Below are 13,061 nucleotides of genomic sequence, written 5' to 3' on the forward strand. Positions count from 1 at the left end.
ATCTTCTTCATGCTACTTATTCTATATTTATAAGAGAATAATTTTTGCGTATTGAAGTATTTAAGGTTTTTATCCGTTCTTTTTTCTTTTAGTCTTTTTGCCCAAGAATTGCCACCTATTCAAAATTATGCGCCTGTTGATTATAATGGTGAAAATCAAAATTGGTCCGTTACGCAATCTGAGAACAATCTAATTTACATTGCCAATAACAAAAGTCTGGTTGAATTCAATGGCTCCTCTTGGGCCAAATATCCTTCTCCGAACGAAACGGTAATACGAGCGGTAAAAGCTGTTGGAAATAGAATTTATTCCGGAGCCTACATGGAATTTGGGTTTTGGCAAAAAGATAATTTTGGAATACTTCGTTATACTTCACTTTCTAATAAAATAAAGGTTGATTTTTTACCGGATGAAGAGTTTTGGAGCATCTGGGAAATAGAAGATTGGGTAGTTTTCCAGTCCTTGGCAAGAATCTATATTTATAATTTAAAGGACGGTTCTATTTATCACATAGATTCTGAAACCTCGGTACCCAGCCTTTTTAGTGTTGACAAGAACATTTATTTTCAAAAGAAGAACGAGGGAATTTTTAAAATACAAAGCGGAAAAGGTTCCTTGGTTTTCGACGATAAAACTGTGATAGAAGATGAAGTTGTTGGCATTTTTCGTCAAGAGAATGAATTTTTGGTATTGACACGGGATAATGGTTTTTTCAAATCAGATGATAAAAAGTTGGTGAAATGGGGGATAAGTGCGGATGAATTGCTTTCAGATGTGAGTGTCTACACCAGTCTGCAATTGAAGGATGGAACTCTAGCCTTGGGAACAATATCACATGGACTGATACATTTGGACAAGAATGGCAACCTTCTGCATTATATCAGCCAAATTAACGGATTAAGAAACAATACCGTCCTTTCCCTGTTCGAAGATGTTAGAAGCAATCTCTGGTTGGGATTGGATAATGGAATTGGCTATGTTGACCTAAAATCACCATTTCGGGTATACCAGGATAAAAGAGGTATAGTAGGTAGTGTGTATACCACCGCAGTTGTTGGAGATTTTATGTATTTAGGCACTAACCAGGGACTATTTTATAAAAATGAAGGGGACCTATCTGATTTTACTTTGATACCTGGTACCCAAGGCCAAGTTTGGTCTCTAAATGAAGTCAATGGAACATTATTTTGTGGGCATCACACAGGAACTTTTTTAATAAAGGATGATAAAGCGCAGAAAATTGCAAGCGTTCAAGGTACATGGACCGTGCGAAAAATAGAAGACTATCCAAATCTGTTACTTCAAGGAAACTATGATGGACTGTATGTTTTGGATAATAATCGGGGACAATGGCAACTTAAAAATAAAATTCAGGGATTTGACCATTCTTCAAGATATGTTGAAATACATAATGGTGACATCTTTGTAAATCATGAATACAAAGGGGTGTTTAAAATAAAGACGGATAGTTCTTATGCCTTTGCCAATAGGGTGGAAGTAGACACAGTACTGAAAGGCTCCAATTCTGGTTTGGTAAAATATAAAGGTCAACTGCTCTACGCTTCTAAAAACGGTATTTCGGGCTACGATGCTCAAAAGGAAACTTTTGTAAAGGATAGTATTTTAAGTCTGGCCTTTTCCCAAAGTGAATATGTATCAGGAAAACTCGTGGTTGACAAGCGCAATGAATATTTATGGGTTCAAACGGATTCCAATATTGGATATTTTGTTGAAGGAAAATTGGATGGTATTCCGAGGCTTCAGTCAATTCCATTAACTGAGAATATGAGGGATGGAATTGTAGGTTATGAGAATATTTCGGTTACCAATTCAGGTACGTATCTATTCGGAAACAATTCTGGTTACTTTACAGTTTCAATCAGTGACCTTAAAAGAGCGGAGTTCAAAGTAGAAATTGAACAAATACTCGCTACCGATATTGAAGAAAAGGAAAGTATTCAGGACAAAAGAGAAGAAGGTAAGTTTGAAGATACTCAAAACAATATTAAGATCACATATTATACAACGGAGTACAATAAATTCTTAAAACCTCAATATCAACACAAACTAGAAGGTTTATATGAAGAATGGAGCAACTGGTCCAGTGACCCCGAAGTATTTTTTAAAAACCTACCTTCTTCAGACTATACTTTCAGAGTAAGGTCAAGAGTGGGAAATACATTGTCGACTAATACTGCCTCTTATTCCTTCACTGTAGCTAGGCCATGGTATTTATCGAATGCTCTATTTGCTGTCTACCTTTTGGGTGCAATTCTTATGGGTATTGCCATTCATAATTTGTACAAAGGCTATTACCATAGAAGACAAAATAAACTAATTGAGGAAAACCAACGCCAAATAGAACTTGCCAGAGTTCAGAATGAGAAGGAAATCGTACAAATCAAAAACGAGCAACTCAAGAAAGAATTTCAGAGCAAGAGTAATGAGTTAGCTGCCTCTACCATGAGCATTATAAAGAAAAATGAACTTTTGTCACGCGCAAAAGAACAGCTTATGGGCAATGTAAAAGAAAAAGAATCTGTAAAACCGATTATAGATATTATAGATCGGAATCTAAATCAAAATGATGATTGGGAGCTCTTTAAAGAAGCGTTCAATAATGCGGATAGAAAGTTTTTAAAGAAACTGAAAAAAGTACATCCCAATTTATCTCCGAACGATATACGACTATGTGCTTACCTAAGACTCAATCTTTCATCTAAGGAGATAGCTCCCCTATTGAATATTTCTGCACGAAGTGTGGAGATCAAGCGATATCGTTTGCGAAAAAAAATGGGATTGGAACACGATGACAACCTTGTGAACTACATCCTAACCTTGTAGCTCTTTTATTTTACCTCAACAATACCTATACAAGCCCCTTTTTAACAAGAAATGCCCTCTTGTTATTCCTACCTCTCAAACCCTTTAATTCCAAGGGATTTTATCAAATTCACAAAAAAACATACATTTTTTTGCGATGTATATTTTTTGTAAAGGTGTTTTTTAGGGCGTTCCTATTTTTTTAAGATATGTTTAACCTTCCGAAGATGGCTAAAAATGCTTTAAGGACTATTGAAGTTCAAAAGGACATATAAAGCATAGCATCTTGGGAGCTGAACTAAAACTAAACTACACTATGAAAAACAAATTGCTAAGATTACTGCTCTTTCTTTTTGTAACTGGTATGTATTCCCAATCGGATCAAGTATCAGTTGTAAAGAATCAGGAGGGTACGAAATTGGTTGTCAATGGAAAAGATTTCATGATGAATGGAATGAATTGGGATTATATCCCGATTGGCACCAATACAGTGAACGCTGCCTTTTGGAAAAAACCAGACGATGTTATCAAAGCAGGTCTTGATACAGAGATGTCATTGCTCAAAAACATGGGTGTCAATGTAATTAGACAGTATACCGGTGTACCTGCCAAATGGATTCGCTACATCTACGAGAACTATGGTATTTATACCATGCTAAATCATCCCTTTGGAAGGTATGGATTGACTTTGAATGGGGTTTGGACACCTGTAACGATTTACGATGACCCAACAACCATGGAGTTTTTAATGACCGAAATGGAAGAGTTGGTTAAGGGATACAAAGATACCCCTGGACTTTTGCTGTATCTATTGGGTAATGAAAACAACTATGGACTGTTTTGGGCAGGTGCAGAAACTGAAGACTTTCCAGATGATGAAGGAAGAATCAACTTTGTAGGTGAAAGCAGGGGTAGGCCAATGTACAGGCTGATGAATGAAGTGGCTAAGAAAATGAAGGAATTGGACTCATCCCACCCAGTGGCAATTTGCAACGGGGATGTACTTTTTATTGACATTGTTGCGGAAGAATGTAAAGATATAGATATCTACGGTACCAATACATATCGTGGAGCTTCTTTTGGGGACATGTTCCAAGTGGTAAAGGACAAACTGGATAAACCTGTAATGTTTACAGAGTTTGGAGCAGATGCCTTTAATGCTATTGAAAACAAGGAAGACCAATTTTCCCAAGCCTATTATATGGTAGAAAATTGGAAGGAAATCTATGAAAATGCCGCTGGTCTTGGGAAAGTAGGAAACTCACTAGGAGGATTTACTTTTCAATTTAGTGATGGATGGTGGAAGTTTGGTTTTGATGATAGAGAAAATGCAGACGTACATGACAACAATGCTTCATGGTCCAATGGAGGTTATGCGAGGGACTTGGCAGCACCGGGAGCAAACAACATGAACGAAGAATGGTTTGGTATATGTGCCAAGGGTCAAACCAATCCAAGAGGGCTTTATGAACTTTATCCACGTGCCGCCTATTATGCGCTAAAAGAGGCGCATCAATTGAACCCGTATGCCGATGGGGTGAATTTGGAATTCGTGAAGAATCATTTTGATAATATCGAATTGATGGACGCAGTATTAAAGGCTCGTGGAGATAAAGCGGCATTACAAGGTGAGCAAAGTAACTTACTTCGTATAAGTAACCTTCAAGCAAAATTCGCAACATTTAGCACTGGTGGTAGCCTTATCACAACGCCAGATACACCAGACCCGGATGAACCAAATACCTTTCCAAATCAACTAGGCTTTGACCATTTGCAGTCTTATTTTATTGGAGTTGAAGGAAATCCTGCACCTAACATGAGAGCAGAGGTGAACCTCAACGTTGTTGGAAATGTAGCTCAAAATCCAATTAATGAGATTTTTTATGAGAACAACTCACGTCCCATAGATGTAAGTACCAACCAAGGTGATGTTGTTGTATCGGATGTCAATAGGATTAGAGTATATCAGGCCGAATTTGAGTGGAATGCAAAAGAATTCGATTTAAGAGGATTCTATAGAACCGGACACTACCACTGGGGATACGAAGGCGACTTTTTCGGATTTTATCCGGAAGCCAACTATGGACCAAACCTAGATATCTATAACGGTGAAATTCTAGGTGCGGAAATTGATGGAAAGGGACCTCTTAAAGGGTTGAAAGTTGCCGTAGGTCCACAATTATGGTGGGGAGCAAACCCAACCATGCTCTTCAAGTATCAAAAACATATTGGAAAGTTTGATGTAACAGGTATTTATCATAGAGATTTTGAAACCAACGTGGTTCTCGATGACAATGGTCGTCGTGTCCTTGATGCTAACCAACTGCGTAGTGGTGTAATTCCACCATGGCCAACAGAAAGAGCTTCCATTGCAGTTGAAAGAGAGTTCGGAAAATTTGGATTTCATGTTGGAGGGATTTGGGCAGGTAGTCCATTAAACGGCATTTCTTTTCAAGATGTAAGGGGTACTCCAGGTGATTATGTGGTTTTCGAAGATAGAATTCGAGCTAGTGACAACTGGGGCGGAAAATTTAAAATCACATATGAAGGAGGAAAATTCAATTGGTATGGTCAAGCATCAGCTATGGGATTGATTGCCAATGGCGGTGCAGACCAAACCATGACTTTTACAGGATGGAAATTAAGGGATACAGGAAGTGGAAACGTCACCAGTGTCTTGTCAGGATTGACATTTGCTACGGGTAAATTTCAAATAGCACCGAATTTTATGTGGCAAAAACCACTGGTTGAAGCCATTCCTCAAGATGTACAAGGACCCGGACGTTTGCGTAATATCATAGATGATCCTTTTGCAGTACGTTGGAATCGTGAGACTACGGCTGGTGAAATATTATTGACTTTTGACCCTACACCAGGCACATGGATGTATGAGTGGGACAATGACCAAGCGGAAGATGCAAAGTTTGCTATGAACCTTGGCTTTGTATATCGCCACCTTCCCACTACCATGGACGCACATATTGGTTTCAATGCAGCTAGGGAATTCTTTGCATTTCCTACTTCGGCGCCAGCGGAAGATTTATGGGAAATCCATTCAAGAATGGTTTCTAAAATAAATCCAGAATTGGGCCTTATTGGAAATTTCTACTACGGTAACGGACAAGGTAATGGAGACAGTGATAGGTTGATTAAACGTTTTGGAGGCGAAATAAGAGGGATTTATAAGAAGTACAGGCTTTCAACCCATGTACGGGTAAATGATTGGGGGCCATATGATTATCATAGGGATTTTAACTTAACATTCCCATTACAACTTATGTTGGATCTCTCTACCACTTTGGGTAAACCAGATTGGTTCATTTTACCAGATACCCAGATAGGAATACGTGGTACATGGAGGTCTTTAGATCAATTCTCACCTAGGTTCTCACCAAATGCAGTAGCAGATGAGTTTGCAACCGAACCCATTATAAGCCCTGTTGGATTTGGTAATGGTAGTGAATGGGAGATCATGACTTATGTACACATCAACATTGGTAAATAAAAAGATTGAGAAATGAAAAATTATAAAAATATCAACATACGTTTTATACTTCTTTTGAGCTTGGGTATTGTTATTTTTTCAGGTTGCGAAAGAGACTTTTCAGATGATGTGCAGTTTGCCACGTTTAACAACAATGGGGACATATTTACAGATGCACCGGTAGGGCTTACGGATGAGTTCTTCGATTCTTTTGACCCTGCGGGTCCTAACCCTGCAAATCCAGAAGGTTTTGGTACGGATGATAATGTTGCTTTTATGGGTACATCTTCCATACGGATTGATGTTCCTGCACCAGACGACCCAGATGGTGCCTTCATAGGAGGTATTTTCTTGGATCGCGGGGATGGTAGAAATCTTACAGGATTTGATGCCCTGACCTTTTATGTCAAGGGTTCTACAACGGCAACCATTGGTGAGGTAGGTTTTGGAACTGATTTTGAGGAAAACAAGTTTGCGGTAATTGCCCAAAACATACGTTTGTCCACAGATTGGAGAAAGATTGTTATTCCAATACCAGACCCATCTAAATTGGTACAGGAAAGAGGAATGTTCTTTTTCTCCGCTGGTTCACAGAGTACAGGTGGGTTTGGATATACGTTTTGGATTGATGAGTTGCGTTTTGAAAAACTAGGTACGGTAGCCCAACCAAGTCCAGCAATATTTTTTGGACAGGATGTTGTCGCTCCAGCCGTCAATGGTCTAGAGTTTCAGATTATAGGTCTAACCCAAACCTTTAATTTAGCTTCTGGTATCAATCAAACGGTTATAGCAGCTCCTGCATATTTCGATTTCACATCATCCGATAACTCAGTGGCAATAGTGAATGAATCAGGTGAAATTTTAGTGGTTGGAGCAGGTGATACTTCCATTACAGCACAATTGGCTAATGTTGCGGCATCGGGTTCAGTGGATATCACTTCTAATGGGGTTTTGCCGACCGCGCCGTCCCCCACAGAATTGGCAGCAGATGTTAGTTCCATTTTCAGTAATGCATACACCAATGCCGTAGAAAGTAACTTTGAACCTCCATTTGGTGGGTCTACAACTAGCTTTCAACTTTTTCCAAACAATGGTGATGAGGTACTGATATACTCCAACAATAACTTTACAGGGATAGTCTTCAATAATACCATTGACGGCACTGATCGTACAACGCTTAATATTGATGTATATCCACTGGGAGAGTCCACTTCGGTTGATGTACAAATTAGGGATGTTGGTGCTAACCAAGTATTGGAAACAAATCCTTTTACAGGATTACCTGATGGGGATGATGTTGACCGGAGATTCTTGATAAGTGGGTTGACACCAGGACAGTGGACTTCGGTTGAAATTCCTTTGGACGGGGATTTAGTCGCTCAAAGAAACAATCTTGGAGCACTCATCTTGGCCGGGGGACCAAACTTCATATTCGATAACATTTACTTTTTCACGGAATGATGTTGGATTTAAAATCGAAAAAAATGATTATGAAATATTTAGAGAGTAAAACAATACAATCAATAACGTTAATGTGCCTTGGGGTAATTGTGATGAGCGTTATATCCGGTTGTGAAACAGATGAAACACAGACAGTGGCTACATTTACCAATTTAGTTTTAGACGAAAATTTTGATACTGAGGGAGCGCCAAACGCAGAACTTTGGAGTTTTGACATTGGTACTGGTATTGACGGTTGGGGAAACCAAGAGCTGCAATACTACACGGACCGACCTGAAAATGTGCAAGTACAGAATGGTGTACTACTGATTACGGCACGGGAAGAGTCATTTCAGGAATCGGCCTATACCTCGGCCCGATTGATTACCAAAGATAAATTTGAGCAGCAATATGGTCGCTTTGAAGCCAGAATTCGATTGCCTTTCGGACAAGGAATTTGGCCAGCCTTTTGGATGCTGGGAGCGGATATTGACGAAAATCCATGGCCAGGAGCCGGAGAAATCGACATCATGGAATATCGAGGACAAGAACCCTCAGTTCTTGTAGGTAGTATCCATGGTCCAGGGTACAATGGAGGAGACGCCATTTCTAAGGAATTTACTTTGGAAAATGATCGTTTTGATACGGGTTTTCACGTTTTTGGAATAGAATGGGGTCCAGATTTTATCAACTTCTATGTTGATGATGTGCTTTATAACCAACTTACTCCTGAAGATGTGGAGGAAGAAACCGATGGCGAGGGACTATGGGTGTTTGATAAGCCTTTTTTCATATTGATGAATGTAGCAGTTGGCGGAACTTTTGTTGGTCCTCCAAATGCAGAAACCCAATTCCCCCAAACGATGATAGTTGACTACGTGCGGGTTTACGAAAATTAAAATACTAAACTAACTTCTATAAAAATGAAACAATTACTTAACAAAGCCGGAATCCTTTCGCTTATCATTTTGGCCATATCCTTTTTAGGGTGTGAAGATGATGATGATGCCAATGGACTACCTGAAGTGGTAGCGGCCTTTACACAAACACAGATTGAAAACACAGGGGTTGTATCCTTTATCAACATTTCAGAAAATGCAGATTCTTTTGAATGGGATTTTGGAGATGGGACTACATCAACAGAAATCGACCCAACTAAGACATTCGCTGAGGGTAATTTTACCGTAACGCTAACAGCATCAAATTCGGCAGGAGCGTCTAGTACGTTTACTGACGAATTGACCATAGATTTGCCGGATGCTCCACCACCTTTTGATAGTGGACTCCTAGCCAATGGGGATTTTGAAAATGGAACGGAAGGTTGGAGCGGGAATGCCGCCAATGTTCAAACAGAGGGAGGAAATAGCTTCAATTTTGCCAACGTAGAAACCGCGGGTGATGCCTTTAACGTGAACCTGAGCCAGATTTTGGAGCTTACTCAAGGTACAAACTACATTTTGACCTTTAATGCTTCTTCCGATAGAGCTAGAACTATGATTACTGGAATTGGTCTTAGCGTAGATCCCTTTACCAGTGATTCAGAAATTATTGATTTAACAACAGAAACGCAAACCTTCACTTTGGAACTTTCGGCCGCCGCTTTTGGTGGTGCAGATAGTAGAGTTTTCTTTGACATGGGAGCTGCAGTTGGAACCGTAGTGATAGACAACGTATCGCTAGTTGTAGGTGGAGATGGAGGTTTTGATGGCGGATTACTAGTTAACGGAGGTTTTGCGGATGGACCTGAACCATGGAGTGGAAATGCACGTAACGTGCAGACAGATGATAATGGAAACAACTTTAATTTTGCCAATGTAGAAACTGCGGGTCCTGCCTTTAATGTGAACTTAAGCCAAGTTTTAGAACTTACCCAGGGAACAAACTACATTTTGACCTTTGATGCGTCTTCAGATAGGGCAAGAACTATGATTGCTGGAATTGGTCTTAGCGTAGATCCCTTTACCAGTAGTACTGAAACTGTTGATTTGACAACGGAAACGCAAACTTTCACTTTAGAGCTTTCAGCTACCGGATTTGGCGGTGCAGATAGTCGAGTACTATTTGACATGGGGGCAGCAGTAGGTACTGTTGTTCTGGATAATGTCTCCTTGGTAGAAGGTGGTTCAGGAGGTGTGGATACAACACCACCAGTGATAACACTAACAGGAGATGCAGTTGTAGACTTAAATGTGGGCGATCCAGCTTATGTTGATGCAGGCGCCACAGCTACCGATAACGTTGATGGAGATATTACAGCAAACATTATGGTTGGTGGCGATACTGTGGATACCAACGTAGCCGGAACCTATACCATTACATATAACGTTATGGACGCTGCAGGTAACGCTGCTACAGAGGTCACAAGAACAGTGAATGTAACGGTTGATACGACTAGTCCTTTTTGTCAGACCCAAATACAGGCCTTTGGTGGAGATGCTGGATCAGATATTTCTATATCTGTGTTTAATGTAGATGCGCAAACTATGCGTATAGAAATCGAATCTGCGGATTCTGACCCAGTAGATGATTTAGTCTTCCCTGCGGGAGACTGGATTCCTGTTCCAGGAATTTCCGTCGCACCTGCTGAAGTCTCACCTGGAGTATGGGCCGGTGAATTCTTCTATGGAGGCCAAGTACCTGACGATGTTGAGTTCAATATATTATGGAGCAAGGTTTCTTTCGGTGGCAATTGGAGTATGAATGCTCCGGGAACTCTCGCTACTGTTCCTTTTAATGCTACTTGTGATACCTCTGGTGGAGGTGGAGGAGGCAGCGGTTGTACCATTGGAAGTGCGCCAACGGGCCCAGCATCCACACTCCCTGTGGGTTTTGAAGATTGTGTAGGTTTTGATAGTACTTTTGGAGGTGTTACAGCTGTTTTGGCAGATAATCCCTCAGCTACCGGAATCAATACCTCAGCCACAGTACTTCGAGTAGATAAGCCAACTACGGCGGATTTCTTTGGTGGATTCCAAAATTCGGCTGGATTCGATACAGGACAGTTCAATGGAAATTCAATAACAGTGACTTTCCAAGTCTATTCTAACTTGAATGACATTACGTTCAGGTGCGAGTTGGGCACCAACCCTGTACCAGTTCCAAACCTTGGTAATCCCCCTCCCCAATTTGCCACACTTGGAAGCAATGATGCCAATACGTGGGTAAAACTTTCGGTCACATTTACTCCAAACCCAGGCGCAGAAACGGATTACTATAATTATCTTGTCATAAAACCAGATGACAATCAGGATGATCCCAATGGTGCGGAAACTGACCCACCTGCTGCCGATGGTGTATACTATATAGATAATATAACTGTCCAATAAGAAAAACAAAAAGGACATTTCCATTTGTTTAGTTAAACTAAAGGCCGAGCCTATTAACTCGGCCTTTTTAAACTAAAAACTTGGTTTCCTCTTGGATAATTGAATAGTAACTATTTGACTTGGGTTGGACTGAAATGGACTTGAATCATCTTAATAGGGTTTTAGCACAATTAATTATAGTCATTGGCTTAGTTACATCTGTCCATGGCCAGCAAAAAATTAGTAAAAATAGGGATGACCCCATGGAAGAAAAGATAGACGCATTACTGAGTAAAATGACCTTAGATGAAAAAATTGGTCAGATGACGCAGGTGCGACATTTTGATGATATTTCCGAAGAGGACATAGCTACTAAATTCATAGGTTCTGTTATTCATACCCAAGGACCTTTGCCTGGAAATACTGCTGAGGAATGGCAGGATAAGTTTTCGCATTTACAGAAATTGGCCTTGTCCACGCGTTTAGGTATCCCGCTCATTTTTGGAGTGGATGCCGTTCATGGTCAGAATACCTATGAAGGCGCTACAATTTTTCCCCATAACATTGGTATGGGTGCTGCTGGAAACCCTGAACTGGTTGAAAAAGCGGCTAGAATTACGGCAATCGAAACCCAGGCTACTGGATTCGACTGGGTATTTTCCCCCTGCGTAGCTATTCCTTACAACGAAAAATGGGGGCGGGTATATGAGGCATTTTCGGAAAGTACTGAGCTTACTGAAGAGCTGACAAAGGCCTCAATTATTGGGCATCAAGGAAATGATTTGAAAAGTAACCGTTCGGTAATGGCGACAGCTAAACATTTTATTGGAGATGGCGCTACTGATTTTGGAGTGGAAGGTGGAGAAACCACCTTGGATGCCGACGAAGTAGAAAAAAGACTACTCCCTCCATATCGCGTAGCGGTAGAAAATGGTGTAGGCTCTGTTATGGCTTCATTCAATTCTTTGAAAGGTATACCGATGCATGCCCACAAAACTTTGATTACCTATATTCTTAAAGGTACCATGCAGTTTGACGGCATTGTGGTTTCGGACTGGAAAGGATATTCAAGATTTGGGGAAAATGAGGTCATCAATGCAGGAGTAGATATGATTATGGCCGTAGAAGGCGATTTTGATATGTATCAGGAAGGTCTGAAAAGGGGTGTCGAAAGTGGTGAAGTCTCTATGGAACGAATAGATGATGCCGTTCGACGTATCCTAAGGCAAAAGTTTAGACTGAATGTTTTCGAAAACCCTTATCCTGATGCCAGCTTAATCCCTGAGATTGGAATACAAGAACATAGAGATATAGCTAGACAAGCGGTTAGAGAATCTCTAGTGTTATTAAAAAATCAAGATAATCTCCTTCCATTGGATAAAAATCTGTCCAAAATTGTAGTTGTAGGAGAGCATGCCAATAGTTCCGGACTTCAATCCGGAGGGTGGACTATTAATTGGCAGGGAACCCACGAAAATTATGAAGGGGCAACTACTATCCTGGAAGGTATCAAAAGACAAGCCAAAGGTGAGGTTATCTATGACGTTGATGCCAGTGGTAATTACAATGATGCCGATGTTGCCATCATAATAGTAGGTGAAACCCCATATGCCGAATCATTTGGAGATATCGGAGGTGAAATGGATTTATATCAAATTACATTAACCGAAACACATCAAAAGTATGTGGAAAATTATGCTTCAAAAGGTGTAAAAACGGTTATTGTACTAGTATCTGGTCGCCCTTTGGTAGTCACCGAACAAATTGAAAAGTCAGATGCGTTTATAGCTGCTTGGCTGATAGGTTCAGAAGGTGATGGAGTAGCGGAAGTCCTATTTGGAGCGTATAATTTTAAAGGAAAACTACCGCATTCGTGGCCTAAATCTGAAGCGGATTATCATGGGAAATATGGGCCCAATTTCTGGGATGATTCCATCACCCCATTATTTCCTCTCGGATTTGGTCTAACCTACTGATGTCGGAAAAGAAAAAGAAACAAATACGAAGTA

Annotated in this window: 6 protein-coding genes; all 6 read left to right on the top strand. The window is 40.3% G+C overall.

Annotated elements, in window-relative coordinates; translation table 11 throughout:
• Nucleotides 1–51 precede the first annotated feature (51 nt).
• On the top strand, nt 52–2,844 hold the full coding sequence (locus ACOKFD_RS01230; protein ID WP_422859589.1) for a LuxR family transcriptional regulator: 2,793 nt from the start codon (nt 52–54) through the stop codon (nt 2,842–2,844).
• 295 nt (nt 2,845–3,139) lie between these two features.
• The gene (locus ACOKFD_RS01235; protein ID WP_422859590.1) at nt 3,140–6,328 is read left to right on the top strand and encodes a glycoside hydrolase family 2 TIM barrel-domain containing protein; all 3,189 of its coding nucleotides are present in this window, start codon (nt 3,140–3,142) and stop codon (nt 6,326–6,328) included.
• 12 nt (nt 6,329–6,340) lie between these two features.
• Complete coding sequence (locus ACOKFD_RS01240) at nt 6,341–7,768, top strand: glycosyl hydrolase family 16 (protein ID WP_422859591.1); 1,428 nt, start codon at nt 6,341–6,343, stop codon at nt 7,766–7,768.
• A gap of 29 nt (nt 7,769–7,797) precedes the next feature.
• Nucleotides 7,798–8,646 carry a glycoside hydrolase family 16 protein gene (locus ACOKFD_RS01245; protein WP_422859592.1) on the top strand — a complete coding sequence of 283 codons (849 nt, stop codon included), beginning with the start codon at nt 7,798–7,800 and terminating at the stop codon, nt 8,644–8,646.
• A 24-nt stretch (nt 8,647–8,670) separates the two neighbouring features.
• Nucleotides 8,671–11,073: an immunoglobulin-like domain-containing protein gene (locus ACOKFD_RS01250; protein WP_422859593.1), complete on the top strand. Its 2,403-nt coding sequence runs from the start codon at nt 8,671–8,673 to the stop codon at nt 11,071–11,073.
• A 242-nt stretch (nt 11,074–11,315) separates the two neighbouring features.
• Nucleotides 11,316–13,028, top strand: coding sequence for a glycoside hydrolase family 3 protein (locus ACOKFD_RS01255; protein ID WP_422859594.1), 1,713 nt, complete (start codon nt 11,316–11,318; stop codon nt 13,026–13,028).
• The last annotated feature ends 33 nt before the right edge of the window (nt 13,029–13,061 follow it).

The organism is Flagellimonas ulvae (assembly GCF_049333175.1).
GTDB lineage: Bacteria > Bacteroidota > Bacteroidia > Flavobacteriales > Flavobacteriaceae > Flagellimonas.

Excerpts from the sequence above, each read along its gene's own strand:
- ACOKFD_RS01235 (WP_422859590.1), top strand. The coding sequence starts at position 3,140 with ATGAAAAACAAATTGCTAAGATTACTGCTCTTTCTTTTTGTAACTGGT.
- ACOKFD_RS01240 (WP_422859591.1), top strand. The coding sequence starts at position 6,341 with ATGAAAAATTATAAAAATATCAACATACGTTTTATACTTCTTTTGAGC.
- ACOKFD_RS01245 (WP_422859592.1), top strand. The coding sequence starts at position 7,798 with ATGAAATATTTAGAGAGTAAAACAATACAATCAATAACGTTAATGTGC.
- ACOKFD_RS01250 (WP_422859593.1), top strand. The coding sequence starts at position 8,671 with ATGAAACAATTACTTAACAAAGCCGGAATCCTTTCGCTTATCATTTTG.
- ACOKFD_RS01255 (WP_422859594.1), top strand. The coding sequence starts at position 11,316 with ATGGAAGAAAAGATAGACGCATTACTGAGTAAAATGACCTTAGATGAA.